General features: G+C 60.9%; 13 protein-coding genes and 1 riboswitch. Of the genes, 8 read left to right on the top strand and 5 right to left on the bottom strand.

Features of this window, described 5'->3' with window-relative positions:
• The 4 genes from BLU35_RS10940 to BLU35_RS10925 form a co-directional block, all read left to right on the top strand.
• On the top strand, window positions 1–795 hold a 795-nt coding region (locus BLU35_RS10940; protein ID WP_502688148.1), incomplete at its 5' end, for a phosphoketolase family protein.
• Window positions 796–817: 22 nt separating this feature from the next.
• Complete coding sequence (locus BLU35_RS10935) at window positions 818–4,669, top strand: GH36-type glycosyl hydrolase domain-containing protein (protein WP_093233062.1); 3,852 nt, start codon at window positions 818–820, stop codon at window positions 4,667–4,669.
• Window positions 4,670–4,671: 2 nt separating this feature from the next.
• Window positions 4,672–5,991 (top strand): glucoamylase family protein, encoded by a 1,320-nt coding sequence (locus BLU35_RS10930; protein WP_058328225.1) that lies wholly within the window; start codon window positions 4,672–4,674, stop codon window positions 5,989–5,991.
• Between the two features lie 26 nt (window positions 5,992–6,017).
• Complete coding sequence (locus BLU35_RS10925) at window positions 6,018–7,694, top strand: ABC transporter ATP-binding protein/permease (RefSeq protein WP_093233061.1); 1,677 nt, start codon at window positions 6,018–6,020, stop codon at window positions 7,692–7,694.
• Window positions 7,695–7,869: 175 nt separating this feature from the next.
• Here the strand turns inward: BLU35_RS10925 and BLU35_RS36105 are convergent, their stop codons facing one another.
• Together BLU35_RS36105 and BLU35_RS10920 are read right to left on the bottom strand one after the other, a co-directional pair.
• Window positions 7,870–7,995, bottom strand: a complete 126-nt coding sequence (locus BLU35_RS36105) for a hypothetical protein (RefSeq protein WP_255571446.1) — start codon at window positions 7,993–7,995, stop codon at window positions 7,870–7,872.
• Window positions 7,996–8,210: 215 nt separating this feature from the next.
• Window positions 8,211–8,453 (bottom strand): hypothetical protein, encoded by a 243-nt coding sequence (locus BLU35_RS10920; RefSeq protein ID WP_093233060.1) that lies wholly within the window; start codon window positions 8,451–8,453, stop codon window positions 8,211–8,213.
• 269 nt (window positions 8,454–8,722) lie between these two features.
• On the opposite strand from BLU35_RS10920, the gene BLU35_RS10915 reads away from it, so the two are divergent.
• Both BLU35_RS10915 and BLU35_RS10910 read left to right on the top strand, forming a co-directional pair.
• Window positions 8,723–9,643: a DnaJ C-terminal domain-containing protein gene (locus BLU35_RS10915; RefSeq protein ID WP_093233059.1), complete on the top strand. Its 921-nt coding sequence runs from the start codon at window positions 8,723–8,725 to the stop codon at window positions 9,641–9,643.
• Window positions 9,640–9,954: a chaperone modulator CbpM gene (locus BLU35_RS10910; protein ID WP_093233058.1), complete on the top strand. Its 315-nt coding sequence runs from the start codon at window positions 9,640–9,642 to the stop codon at window positions 9,952–9,954. The genes BLU35_RS10915 and BLU35_RS10910 overlap by 4 nt, the downstream gene beginning before the upstream one ends.
• On the opposite strand, the gene BLU35_RS10905 is transcribed toward BLU35_RS10910, so the two are convergent.
• Window positions 9,918–10,379: a nuclear transport factor 2 family protein gene (locus BLU35_RS10905; protein WP_057250242.1), complete on the bottom strand. Its 462-nt coding sequence runs from the start codon at window positions 10,377–10,379 to the stop codon at window positions 9,918–9,920. The genes BLU35_RS10910 and BLU35_RS10905 overlap by 37 nt on opposite strands.
• Before the next feature lie 209 nt (window positions 10,380–10,588).
• Between BLU35_RS10905 and BLU35_RS10900 the strand changes: the two genes are divergently transcribed.
• A complete protein-coding gene (locus BLU35_RS10900; protein WP_058328230.1) occupies window positions 10,589–10,945 on the top strand; it encodes a hypothetical protein in 357 nt (118 codons plus the stop codon).
• Between the two features lie 18 nt (window positions 10,946–10,963).
• On the opposite strand, the gene BLU35_RS10895 is transcribed toward BLU35_RS10900, so the two are convergent.
• Together BLU35_RS10895 and BLU35_RS10890 are read right to left on the bottom strand one after the other, a co-directional pair.
• Window positions 10,964–11,950, bottom strand: coding sequence for a DUF1775 domain-containing protein (locus BLU35_RS10895; RefSeq protein WP_093233057.1), 987 nt, complete (start codon window positions 11,948–11,950; stop codon window positions 10,964–10,966).
• A gap of 96 nt (window positions 11,951–12,046) precedes the next feature.
• Window positions 12,047–12,436 carry a hypothetical protein gene (locus tag BLU35_RS10890; protein ID WP_093233069.1) on the bottom strand — a complete coding sequence of 130 codons (390 nt, stop codon included), beginning with the start codon at window positions 12,434–12,436 and terminating at the stop codon, window positions 12,047–12,049.
• Between the two features lie 162 nt (window positions 12,437–12,598).
• Window positions 12,599–12,686, top strand: a riboswitch (glycine riboswitch).
• Window positions 12,687–12,827: 141 nt separating this feature from the next.
• On the opposite strand from BLU35_RS10890, the gene gcvT reads away from it, so the two are divergent.
• The gene (gene gcvT / locus BLU35_RS10885) at window positions 12,828–13,967 is read left to right on the top strand and encodes a glycine cleavage system aminomethyltransferase GcvT (RefSeq protein ID WP_093233056.1); all 1,140 of its coding nucleotides are present in this window, start codon (window positions 12,828–12,830) and stop codon (window positions 13,965–13,967) included.
• Window positions 13,968–13,978: the final 11 nt, after the last annotated feature.

Here is a 13,978-nt window from a genome sequence, read left to right as displayed (position 1 = left end):
ATCGATCACGTCGTCAACAAGAAGGCTGACGTCATCCGCGTCTACCTGCCGCCGGATGCCAACACGCTGCTGTCTGTCACCGACCATTGCCTGCGCAGCCGCAACTACGTCAACGTCGTCGTCGCCGGGAAGCAACCCGGGCCGCAATGGCTGACAATGGAACAGGCCGTGCGCCATTGCAGCATGGGCGTCAGCATCTGGGATTGGGCGAGCAACGATGCCGACAGCGAACCGGATGTCGTCATGGCCTGCTGCGGCGACGTTCCGACGCTCGAAACGCTGGCCGCGGTGCAATTGCTGCGCGAGCATCTTCCGGAAGTGAAAGTGCGTGTCGTCAATGTCGTCAACCTGATGAAACTGCAACCGGCAGAAGAACATCCCCACGGCCTCACGGACCGTGACTTCGATGGTATCTTCACCAGGGACAAGCCGATCATCTTCGCCTTCCACGGCTATCCGTGGCTGATCCATCGCCTCACCTACCGCCGCACCAACCACGGCAACCTGCATGTTCGTGGCTACAAGGAGGAAGGTACGACGACGACGCCGTTCGACATGGTGGTGCTCAACGAGCTCGATCGGTTCCATCTCGCCGGCGATGTCATCGACCGCCTGCCCCAGCTCGGCGCGCGCGCCGCCTATTTCAAGCAGGCAATTCAAGCCAAGCTGATCGAGCATCGCGAATATATCGAGAAGCATGGTGACGACATGCCGTCGATCAGCGGTTGGAAATGGGGCGTTCCGGGTGCGCAACAGGCGAAGCCGAGGACGTCGACCGAGGGTGACAATGTGTAGCCCGCAATGAAGGATCGGTCTGATGGTCCGGCCAGCTGGCAAGGTTGACGTCAGTGCGACACGTCCGGCAGGCGTGCCTCCTGACACGATCCTGCTTTCGAATGGGCACTACAACGTGCTTCTGACCGAGGCCGGTGCCGGGTATGAATCCTGGCGCGGCCTCGATATCACGCGGTGGCGAGAGGACGGCACACGCGATTGCTGGGGCCAGTTCTGCTACATCCGCGACCTTGAGAGCGGCGAGGTCTGGACGATTGGCCGGCAGCCGATCTGCCATCCGGATGCGATCTACGAACACACGTTTCACGGCGATCGTGCCGAGTATCGCTGTTTGCTCGGAGACATCGATCTTCGATGGGAAGTGGCGGTCGCACTGGATTGCGATGCCGAGGTGCATTTGCTGAAACTCTGCAATAAGGGTGAGAAAGCGAGAAAGCTTGAGCTGACAAGCTATTCCGAAGTCTGCCTGAATGGTCGAAGCGCCGATAGCGCACATCCGGCATTTGCCAAGCTTTTCATCGAAACCTGGTTCGATACCGAAACAACCGCTTTGTTCGCACGGCGCCGGCCGCGCAGTGCATCGGAGCGCCCCGTCTGGGCGGTACACGTGTCTGCGTCAAGCCGCCAGGGCCATGTGGTGGAATATGAAACGGACCGCTACAGATTTCTTGGCCGGCGGCGGACGGCCTCAAACCCTGACGCCCTGGTGCCGGGGAGCCGTTTATCAGGGACGACAGGCCCCGTGCTCGACCCTATCTTCAGCCTGCGCCGGACAGTCGATCTGGAACCCTCCGGGATGGAACTGATCGCATTCGTAACGGGCGCAGCCGATAGTGATGTAGACGCTGCCGCAATAGCAAGACGCTTCGCCAATATCGACGCCGCGCGTCAAGCGTTGGTGGACGCCGAGAAAAACAATGAAGGCCCGCCCCAGTCACCCTCTCCTCAAGAGTTGGCCGTCTACAATCGGCTCGTAGCACATCTGGCATTTACTGTTGCCGGCTTAAGGGAAGGCAGCGCGCCCGACACGAGGCGGCTGAACCGCGACGACTTGGGATCGGCGGGACTATCGGGAGCCATCCCAATTCTCCTGCTGCGTATCGACAAAACCGACGAGGACGCTCTCGTCGACAATGTCATCAATGCCCACGCATTCCTTGCCAGTCGCGGATTTCCCTTCGATCTCGCGGTCCTTGATGAAGAGGAAGCGAGCGAAAGCTTGCAGTTGAGCGCCAAGGCGACAGCCCATGTGGAGCAAACCCTGGGCAAAGCCGGGGGTATTCATTTCCCACCGAGGGCCAGTGTTTCGGCCAGTGCAGAAAATGCGATCACGGCCGCCGCGCGCCTCATCCTTTGCTGCAGTCAAGGATCCCTTTCAGATCAACTTTCGGCGAGATCGGCCACCACTTTTCCGACGCTGAAGGAGACCAGGACGAATGTTTCCGCCGCGCACGAAAGGCGTCACGAGGCACCACGAGATGGCCTGCTTTTTTGGAATGGCCGTGGAGGGTTTACCAAAGACGGGCGCGAATATGTGATCGGAGCGGATGCGACGCCAACGCCGTGGTGTAACGTCCTTGCCAATAGCGCGTTTGGCTGCCTGACAAGCGACAGCGGTCTTGGGTACACTTGGGCGGGCAACAGCCAACTGAATAGGCTCACGCCCTGGTCTAACGACCCGGTCTCGGACCCGCCGAGTGAAGTTATCTACTTGCGCGATGAGCAGACGGCGGAGCTATGGACGCCGACGCCTTTGCCTCTCGGCCAAACATCGACGACGAGAACGAGGCATGGCCAAGGTTACACGTGCTACGAAAGCAGTCGCGGACCATTGCATCATGAAATGACTGTCCACGTGCCGGCCTCGGGAGCGATCAAGGTTGTCCGCCTTGCTATTCGCAACGACGGAAAACGACTTCGCCGCCTTACCGCCACCTACTTCGTTGAATGGGTCCTCGGCACACTGCGCGAAAGCGCATGCTCCCGGGTCGAATGCGAATTTGACAGCGAGAGCGGTGCTATCGTTGCCCGGAACGTCTGGGAGGGTGATTTTTCCGGAACGCTCGCATTCGCCGCCTCAAGCGCGCCTGTCCGATCGTTCACATGCGATCGGCGCGCGTTCCTCGGCAGAAACGGTTTCATCGCTCAGCCGGTGGGATTGGAAGGCTTCGATCTCGGGGGACAAACCGGTTCTCTGCTCGACCCCTGCGCAGCCCTCATGGTCAGCGTTTCAATCCCGCCGGCGGTGACCGTCGAGCTGGTATTCGTGCTCGGGCAGGCCGAAAGCCGCGAGGAAATGCGCAGGCTCGTCCGCGAACATGCCGAACCGAGGGGCGCCAGGAACGCGCTGGCAGCCGTTTCACAACAGTGGGATCATTTGCTGAACGCCGTCACGGTCCGAACGCCAGATACGGCCTTCAACCTCATGATGAACCGCTGGTTGCTCTATCAGGTGTTGGCTTGCCGTATCTGGGCGCGAACAGGGTTCTACCAATCCGGCGGCGCCTATGGATTTCGCGACCAGCTCCAGGACGTCGCAGCCCTCGTCCATTGCGCGCCCGATGAAGCGCGAACGCACATCCTTCGCGCTGCCTCGCGCCAGTTTGCCGAGGGAGACGTTCAACATTGGTGGCATCCGCCATCGGGTGCCGGCGTGCGCACACGCATGACGGATGACCTCTACTTTCTGCCCTACGTCGTCCATCACTATGTATCGGTCTCCGGAGACTACGGGCTCCTCAGCGAACAGGTTCCTTTCATCGTCTCGCCGCCTCTAGAGGGCGAGGAGGAGGAGCGCTACGAGGTGCCTCCGGCCAGCCAGGAGAGCGGGACCGTCTATGAGCACTGCTGTCGGGCACTTGACCGAGGTTTGCGGCTAGGCAGCCACGGGCTTCCGCTTATGGGAACGGGCGATTGGAACGACGGCATGAACCGGGTCGGCGCGGAAGGCAAAGGCGAGAGCGTATGGAACGGATGGTTCTTTCTGACCGTCCTTGGATCCTTTGCCGCCATCGCATCGGCGATGGCAGATGACGAACGGGCCAAATGGTGCAAGGAGCGCGCCGAGACCCTGCGCATATCCCTGGAGACCCACGCCTGGGATGGCGCCTGGTATCGCCGTGCCTACTTCGACGATGGCACTCCCCTCGGGTCCCAGTCGAACGACGAGTGTCAGATCGACGCGATCCCGCAGGCCTGGGCAGTTATCTCGGGTGCTGCAGATGCCGAGCGCGCCGCGCAGGCAATGCGCGCGGTTTGGGAGCGGCTCGTTCGTACCGACAGCGGCTTGATACAGCTTTTCGATCCGCCGTTCGACAAGGGCGCGCTGCAGCCCGGCTACATAAAGGGCTATGTGCCCGGAATTCGGGAGAATGGCGGCCAGTACACCCACGCGGCCACGTGGGTGGCGCTGGCGACAGCATTGCTGGGGGATGGCGATCGGGCGTTTCAGCTCTGGAGCATGCTCAATCCCATCAACCATGCCCTGTCACCCAAAGACACCGACCGCTACATGGTCGAGCCATATGTTGTCAGCGCCGACGTCTATGGCGCCGCTCCTCACACCGGCCGCGGTGGCTGGACCTGGTATACGGGATCGGCGGGCTGGCTGTACCGCGTTGGTCTTGAGGCCATTCTCGGCATTCGCCGTCAGGGGCCCCGGCTTTTTGTCGAGCCGTGCATTCCCACCGGGTGGTCGACATACGATGTTGATTTTCGGCATGGGAGATCAACATACCGTATCAAGGTGAGCCGAGATTCCAAACGAGGACAGAAGCACTATTCGCTGAGCCTTGATGGCAGGAAGGTCGCTGACCGAAGTGTTCCACTCGTGGACGACGGACGAGATCACGACGTCCGCCTCGTGGTGGCCTAGCCATGCCGGGATTGTTGTCGACAGACCCCGAATTGAACCGGATGCCGACCGAGCAGGATCTTGCTCGGCTGCAGTTCACGACGCTGCTGTACTATCTGCATTGCACCAATCCCGACAACGGCCTGGTGCGCGACAAGACACAGGAAGATGCACCCGCAAGTATTGCGGCGATCGGCATGGCGCTGGCGACGATCCCCGTGCTTATCGAGCGGGGCATCGTCATTCGCAAGTTCGCCGCAAAGATCGCGCGTCGACGGCTGCAGTTTCTCCTGCAATGCCCGCAAGGGCCGGAGCCGGATGCTTCCGGCTACAAGGGCTTCTTCTATCACTTCCTGGACATTGAGACCGGCCGGCGCGTTTGGGAATGCGAATTGTCGACGATCGACTCCGCCTTCCTTTTCGCTGGTGCACTGACGGTGGCCGCCTATTTTGATGGCGATACGCCGGATGAAATCGAAATTCGCCGGTCGGCAAATGCGCTCTATGAGCGTGCCGACTGGAACTGGGCCTGCGATCACGGACTTACGCTGACCCATGGCTGGCGGCCGGAGAACGGCTTCATTCCCTATCGCTGGCGCGGCTACGACGAGGGCCTGCTTCTCTACATACTCGGCCTCGGCTCGCCGACCCATCCGCTGCCGGCCGAAGCTTACGCCGCCTATACCGAAAGCTACGACTGGCGGAACCTTTATGGTCGCGAGCTGCTCTATTCGGGCCCTCTCTTCACGCACCAGCTCTCGCATATGTGGATCGATTTCCGTGGGATCCGTGACGAGTTCATGCGCGAGCACAACAGCGACTATTTCCAGAACAGCCGGCACGCGACATTCGTCCAGCAGGAATATGCCATCCGCAATCCGCAGAATTTCGTCGGCTACGGCGAGCATTGCTGGGGCTTCACGGCGAGCGACGGGCCGGGTTGGACCAAGCGTACCGTGAACGGCAGCGAAAGGGAGTTTTTCGATTATCTCGCCCGCGGCGCGCCCTTCGGCCCGGATGACGGAACCGTGTCGCCCTGGGCCGTCGTCGCCTCGCTGCCGTTCGCGCCGGAGATCGTCATCCCGACAATCTGGAACTGCGCCCGCATGAAGCTCGGCATGACCAGGCTTTACGGCTTCAAGCCATCGTTCAACCGAAGCTTTCCGGTGGAAGGAACCGAAGCCGGTTGGTGGGTCAGCCCCTACCACTTCGGCATCGACCAGGGCCCGGTCGTCCTGATGATCGAGAACTACCGAACAGGCTTGCTGTGGAACATCATGCGCCGGTGCGCGCCTGTGGTGGTGGGATTGAGGCGTGCAGGTTTTTCCGGCGGCTGGCTCTGAGGGCCAAACCAACAAAAGGTACTCAGATGGACAGCCAGCCAGTACCGATCAGAACGACCGCATTTCGTTTCGCAAGAGCTGTCCGATTTTTCCTGACATCCGAAGTCGGCGGCAGGGCCAGGTGGATGTTTGCCGGGCTCATGGCTCTGCTCTTCGGCTTGAATGGCCTCAACGTGGTGAACAATTACGTCGGCCGCAATTTCATGACTGCGATCGCCGAGCGCCAGATGGATGAGTTCGTTCGGCAAGCGGTCTTTTACGTCTGCGTCTTTGCCGTCCTCACCGTTGTCGGCGTCATCGCGCGCTTTGTCGAAGAACGGTTGGCGCTGCTTTGGCGCGGGTTCCTGACGAGACGCGCCGTCGATCTCTATCTGGAGAATGAGGCCTACTATCGCCTGGAGGTCTCAGGGACGCTGAGCCACCCGGACCAGCGGATATCCGAAGACATCCAGGCATTCACGGTCACCACCCTCTCCTACATCATCATGTTGTTCAGCAGTACACTGACGGTGGTGACGTTCTCAGGCGTGCTTTGGTCCATAAGTCCCCTGCTGTTTGTCGTAGCCGTGCTATATGCGGCTTGCGGCTCCTACATGACGATCGTTTTGGGGCGCCCTCTCATCGGCCTGAACTATGAGCGACTCGACAAGGAAGCGAGCTTCAGGTCCAGCCTCATGCATGTGCGCGAAAACGCTGAATCGGTGATGGTGGCCAGCGTTGAAGGCCAGCAAAAAACGCGATTGATGCAGCGCCTCGATGATCTGATCGCCAACATCCTCACCATTACCGCGGTCAACCGGAACCTGGCCTATTTTACGAGCGGCTACAATTGGATGATTCAGATCATCCCGGACTTGATCATTGCTCCGGCTTTCATGCGGGGGGAAATCGAATTCGGAGTGATCACGCAATCCGGCGCGGCCTTTGCTATGCTCGTGGGCGCGTTCTCCTTGATCGTTCGGCAATTCAATTCGATCTCAAATTTCGCCGCAGTGGTTTCCCGGCTGAGTTCCCTGCTCGAAGCCATTGAAAAGAGCCGAACAAGGGGTGGTGGGACCGGCATCGAACTGGTCAAGCAAGATGGCAATTTGGCCTTCGACCACGTGACGTTGGGCTCGGCTGGCGGCCACGCATTGCTACATGATCTGTCGGTAACGATCCCGCCGGGAACACCGGTGTTGATATCGGGATCGCATGGGGCTGCAGGTGCAGCGCTCTTCAGGGCAACCGCCGGAATTCCGATCGCCGGCGCCGGGCGGATTCTGCGCCCGAACGACCTGATGTTTCTTCCGCAGCGCCCCTATCTGCCGCCGGGGTCGCTTCGGCAAATTCTTCTGCCTCCGGATAACCCGGGCGATGCCTCCGACAGTCAAATGCTCGAGGTCGTGCGCAGCGTTGGTCTCGACGGCCTCGTTCACGACGCGCTCGGGCTGGAGAAGGAACAGGACCGGGAGATGTCCCTGGGTGAGCAACAGCTCTTGGCTGTCGCCAAGGTGCTTCTCGCCAGACCGCGATATGTCTTTCTTGACCGGCTTGAAGCAACCCTCGGTCATGAAACGTTTCGGAAGGTGCTGAACCTGCTCTCCAAGAACGCGATTACCTGCATCAACAATGGCGAAGAAGGCGACGCGCGTGATCTCTACGAAGCCGTGCTGGATTGTCAGGAGGATGGCCGTTGGACATGGACCCATCGCCGAGCATGACCGCTTCGCCTCGCACCGCACTCCTTGCTCGGGACGACATCAAGCGCGATGCGGGGGCGGCCAAAGCCTGTCACTTTGGGCCCGACGGCCGCTGGCCCACCAGACTAGCCGAGCCTTTTCCCTCTGGCGAAGGCGCGCTCGCGGCAGCCAAGTGATCGATGGAAAACGACCGCTGTTACCGGGGGGCGACGATGCCCTGGTAGTAATCGCCGTCACCGCCAACATAGTGCGTGCCACCGCCGCCGGTCTGCGAGCAAGCGGCCAGAGTGACGAGTGCGAACAGCAATACGATCGTTCTCATGAAGTCGGTTCCTTTCGGGCCTTAACAGCGGCTATGTCCTTGAGTCTAGTGGATATATAAGGATTAGCCTACAGGACAAGGGGCATCTGGTCGGTGGTATAACAAAACGCTTGATCGTTGAAGATGTAATTTTTGCCGGCGACCACTTGGCCGTTCGTGCATCCGGGATTTCCATGGATAGACGTGAATCTTGATCAATGAACGATGAGCACGGGCTAGATCGGCTGCTGCTTGTTACCCTGCTCCCGCTCCTGCCAGTATCTGAGGCGAAGCCGCGGCGCCATGAACCAGGCGACGAACGGCGTCGTGACAAAGCAGGCAACCACCAGCGCCGGGATCGAATACTTGGCGTTGTCGGCGAGAACCGGGATCGACAAAACCGTTACGATGCCGATCCCGAACAGGATGGCATTGATCATCAGGCCGAGCATGATGGCGAGTTGCAGGCGGACGGACATTTCGACCTCCCCGAGCTTCGAGGCAACGTTGCACCCAAAGAAAACTTTCCGGCGTTGATTGTATCAGAGATCGCGAATTCGCGAAATGGTCGAAGGTGCAGAGCCGCAACCGGCCGCGCCGGCGACAATGCGTCACGCATGGTGCGCCGCCCCTGTCGCGCGCGAAAATCCGCCCTATGCTCTTAGGCGAGTGATTGAAGACGCATGATCGCAACGCACGCAGAGCGTCGGCGATGCGACCTCAATCGATGCCGCCTGAGGGAGACCGCATGACGAGCCCATACGAAACGCTCGGCGTCAGCCGCGAAGCGACACAAAAGGACATCCAGAGCGCCTATCGCAAGCTCGCCAAGAAATTGCACCCGGATCTGAATCCTGGAGACAAAGGAGCGGAGGACCGCTTCAAGGCTGTTTCGGCGGCCTACGCCCTCCTCAGTGACGAGGAGAAACGCGGCAAATACGATCGCGGCGAAATTGACGAGACGGGTGCGGAGACTGCAACCCGCCACTACTACCGCGACTATGCCTCGTCTGGAGATACGGCGGGACGCTACGAGAGCGCACATGGCTTTTCGGATTTCGCGGATGCGGACGATATTTTCTCGAGTTTCTTTTCCCGTCGCAGCGGCGGCCAGCAGCAACGCCAGCGCGGCCGTGATCAGCACTTTTCCATGGAGATCGGCTTTCTCGACGCGGCCAACGGCACCAAGACCGAGATCAGCCTGCCGGGCGGCGGACCGGCGCTCGATCTCACCATCCCGCCCGGCACGCGCGACGGCCAGACGCTGCGGCTGCGTGGCAAGGGCGAACCCGGGTTCAACGGTGCGCCGGCCGGCGACGCGCTGATCGATATCCGCGTCAGGCCGCATCCTCTTTTTGCAACCGATGGTGACGACGTTCGCTACGAGGTGCCGATCTCACTGAGTGAAGCGGTGCTCGGCGGCAAGATCCGGGTTCCGACGATCGACGGGGCGGTCAATGTCACGATCCCGCCGCACTCCAACACCGGTAAGACATTGCGTTTGAAGGGCAAGGGCCTGCACAAGTCCGGCGGCGGCCATGGCGATGCCTATGTCAGCCTGAAGATCGTGCTGCCGCAGACCCCCGATCCGGCGCTATCCGCCTTCGTTGAAAGCTGGGCAGACGGAAAGGCGGAAGACCCGCGCAAAGGCATGGGAGGGCAAGCATGAACGACCGCGAATTCTGCGAACACCTCGACATCGAGGTGAAGGTCTTGCGCATCTGGATCGAACAGCGTTGGCTGATGCCGCGCGAGGCGGAAGCAGGCTGGCTTTTCGAAGACGCCGACCTCGCCCGCGCCCGTCTGATCCAGGATCTGACAGGTCCAATGGGCGTCAACGACGACGGCGTTGATGTCGCCATGCGGCTGCTCGACCAGATCCACGGCCTGCGCAGCCGCCTCGCCGTGTTGATGAACGCCATCCGATCCCAGGAACCGGAAGTTCAAAGGCTCATCCTGTCCAGAGTTGAGGACGAATAGTCTCTGTCCCGCGCGTCCAGTAGCCCGATCGTTTCGGCGACGAACAAGGTGTCAACGAACTCCGTCAGATCGACGATCCACCCGTCACGGAACGTGAACTTGTCGATGATTTCGGTCCGTTGACGGGTTTGCGATGGAATGAAGCAAACGACGCCGGCGCGGTGGACGACGATAGTATCGCCGTCAGCGTAAGCGCCAACCATCTCCATCTCGCTCAGGTCCCAGTTCTCAACGAGGGCCTGGAAACTGCTGCGCACCGTTTCCGGCGTGTTGACCCCGAGCGCCATCGTGCCGAGCCTGCCGTTTCCGACGATGCGGAAGCTGAAGTCCGGATCGAGTTGCGCCATCATGGTGTCGAGGTCGTTGACGTTGCGGGCAAGGTAGAGGGCCCGAATCCTGGTTTCCAACACGCTTCGCTCGGTCATTTGAAGCCTCCCCGTTTCTATCTGGGCGAGTGTGCGCGAACTTTAGTGATATCGCAAGTACAGGTTCGCGCTTCGGGATTCGTTCACCGCAAGTGCCACGAATCTGGCCGTCGTTAGGATTTTATTAAAAGGCAGGTGCCGGTTTTTACACGCCTGCAAGTGGAGTTGAGCGACAAGAAAGGATTGAACGACGGGAAGGCAGGAAAGACGTGACACAGGTCGTCACAGTATCCGCGACGACAGCGGCCTATGCAGCGGAAGCGCTGAAGCCGTCTGCACGCGTGCGGGGTGACGGTCCGACCGACGAAGCGATCACGCTGCTTTCGATCCGGCGCGCCGAGGAGCCCACGCTGACGCCGGTCTCGATCCCAAAGACCAAGGGCGCCCTGCCCCTCTCCTTCATGCTCATGAGCGCCGATGGCCGGTTGCCGGAACGCTCGGAAGCCGAAGCGCTGCGCCGCTATCTCGAATTCATGCGCGATGACGACGACGGAGCCGAGAGCCGCGAAAACGAAGACCGGCAGGATGAACCGGCCGGCCAAGAGGATGAAAGCGACGCCGCCTGAGGCGTCGCAATCTCTCAATCAGTGATGCTTGTGTCCGCCGGCCGCCGCGCCGCCCTTGGCCGAGCCCACCGGGAAAGTCGCATCGACCTTGCCAGCCTTTTCGAAGACGAGCGTGACGGGAACGGCTTCACCTTCCTTGAACGGCGTCTTCACGTCCATGAACATCAGATGCAGGCCGCCGGCCTTGAGCTCGACCGTTTCACCGGCCGGTACTGCAACGCCGTCATCGAGCTTGCGCATCTTCATCACGTCGTTTTCCATTTTCATCTCGTGGATCTCGACGCGAGCAGCCGCGGGGCTTTCGACGGCCACTAGCCGATCCTCGCCTGCCCCGCCATTCCTGATCGTCAGGAAGCCGCCGCCGACCTTGGCGCCCGGCAACATGGCCTTAACCGAGCCGCCTGATATCTCGAGGTCGCCAAGTTTCGCTGCCCCGTCGGCAGCAGCCATGTGCCCGCCATGGCCGGCATGAGGATCGGCAGCGTCGGCCATGGTTACCGTCACGGTCGGCGCCGGGCTCTTCAGGTCATGCGCGTTCTGGCCTTCGGCAGCAACCTGATCCCAGACGACCTTGCCTTCGGTTCCGCAAAGCTGCGTGGTCGGGAACGCAAGCACGGTTTCCTTGTCGAAGCCCGAGAGTTTGCCGCGTACGACAAAGGTGTCGTAGTAGTCGTCCGAGAGGTTGCCGCCCTTCCAGCGGATTTCCACCGGGCCGGACGAGACCTTCTCGCCATGATTGTCATAGGTTTTCTGGTAATCGCCCTTGATCACCTCGAGCTCCCAGCCGGGCTTCGGCTGCGGCTTGGCGAAGACGAAGCCTTCGGGCAGCTTGATCTGCACTTCCGTCGTCGGCTTGCCGTCGCAGCCGTGTGGCACCTGCAGCACCGCCTTGAAGGTGCTCTCCATCGGCGCCGTGTCGTTTTCGAAGGTGGCGTGCGCGTGGGCAATGCCGCTTGCGGCAAGGGTAAGGCCGAGCGAAAGCGAAGCCAGTCTGGTCGTGTTCATGTCGTAATCTCCTGACCACGCGCGGGCCTTTGCCCGGTTTCCGGTGGTCCAAACCGCTTGAGGGCGGCGAATTGTAATGGGAATGCGAGAGGAGGATTACGAACGCACAGGCGGCCCGCGCGAATGCGGCAGCAGGCGCAGATGCTGATGGGGCGTGGCGTTCTCAGCGAGAACCGGCGATAGCTGCCATTCGCCGGCATCGGCGCGAACGCTCTCGGTCGGCGGAACTGGCAGGAGGATCGAACCCGAGAGCCGGCAGGCTTCGCAAACCGGGGCCATGGATTGGCCCTTGCCGCTCTGGTGGTCGACGCCGTTCATGCCGAAGCAGATTTCGGCGATCGAACCGTCAGGCAGCTGATAGGCGGCGATCTCGTCCGGCGTCAGCGTTTTGGCGATGAGCGGCTTGTGGGCAAAGGTCAGAAACACGAGCGCGAATACGGCGATCAGCCGCACTGCTATCCCGAATTTGCCTTCGCGCCCTGTCATGGTCATCCCCGGTATTTCACTTGGGTTATCCTCAACCGGAGAAGAATGCAAAGACAGAATTGCCGCACCCGCCTTGGCTGCGTCTTTTGGTCGTGCGACAAAAATGTGTTTCACCGCGACACCGCCCCCTTGCCAAGCTCCCGCCTTCGCCGTTATCTGGAGACGATCTTGTTGGGAGAAGCCGGTTCAAACCGGTGCCGAAGGAGCAACCGCCCCGGAAACTCTCAGGCCAAAGGACCAGCAAGGTGCCGGTAGGACTCTGGAGAGAAGCGTTTCAACGCTCGCCGAAGGGATAACAATCTCAGGCAAAGGGACAGAGGGGGCTCGAATCGACGGCGATTGACGCCGGAAGTGTGAGCCGGCGCGGGAGCGCCAGACCTGGAGGCCGGATTTGGAACAGAATCCCCATTTGAAACATACGCCGCTGCATGCGCTGCACCTTTCACTCGGCGCGCGCATGGTGCCCTTTGCCGGTTACGACATGCCGGTGCAGTACCCCGATGGCGTGATGAAGGAGCACCAGCACACCCGTGTTGCCGCCGGTCTCTTCGACGTTTCGCATATGGGCCAGGTCATTGTCCGGCCGAAGTCCGGCAAGATCGAAGACGCAGCGCTTGCGCTTGAAAAGCTGGTGCCGGTCGATGTGCTCGGCCTTGGCGAAGGCCGGCAGCGTTATGCGATCTTCACCAATGCCGAAGGCGGCATCCTCGACGACCTGATGATCGCCAACCGTGGCGACCACCTGTTCCTCGTCGTCAACGCCGCCTGCAAGGATGCGGATTTCGAGCATCTGAAAAAGGGGCTTGCCGACACCTGCGAAGTCACCATGCTCGACGACCGCGCGCTGATCGCGCTGCAGGGTCCTCATGCCGAAGCCGTGCTGGGCGAATTGTGGGCCGATGTCTCGGCCATGCGCTTCATGGACGTCGCCGAAGCCGATCTGCATGATGTTGCCTGCATCATTTCCCGCTCCGGCTACACCGGCGAAGACGGTTTCGAAATCTCCATTCCCGTCGCATCCGCAGTGGATGTCACACAGCGCCTGCTCGAACATCCTGATGTCAAGCCGATCGGCCTCGGCGCGCGTGATTCGTTGCGTCTCGAAGCGGGCCTTTGTCTCTATGGCAACGATATCGACACCACGACCACACCGGTCGAGGGCGCCATCGAATGGGCGATGCAGAAGGCCCGGCGGGCCGGCGGTGCCCGTGAGGGCGGCTTCCCCGGTGCCGATCGCATTCTCGGCCAGCTTGCCGAAGGCGCTTCGCGCCGTCGCGTCGGGTTGAAGCCTGAGGGACGCGCGCCCGTGCGCGGCGGCGCAAATCTGTTCGCCGATGCCGAGGGCAAGACGCCTGTCGGCCAGGTGACGTCGGGTGGTTTCGGCCCCTCCGTCGATGGCCCCGTCGCCATGGGCTACGTCGATGCCGGCCACATCGAAATCGGCACCACCCTCTTTGCGGAAGTGCGCGGCAAGTACCTGCCCATAGCGGTCGCCGCCCTGCCCTTTGTCAAACAAACCTACAAACGCTGATCAGGAGAAAG

This window comes from Sinorhizobium sp. NFACC03, from assembly GCF_900103435.1.
Lineage (GTDB): Bacteria > Pseudomonadota > Alphaproteobacteria > Rhizobiales > Rhizobiaceae > Ensifer.
The sequence above is the reverse complement of the archived record's forward strand: the minus strand, read 5'-3'. Positions and strand labels throughout refer to the sequence as shown.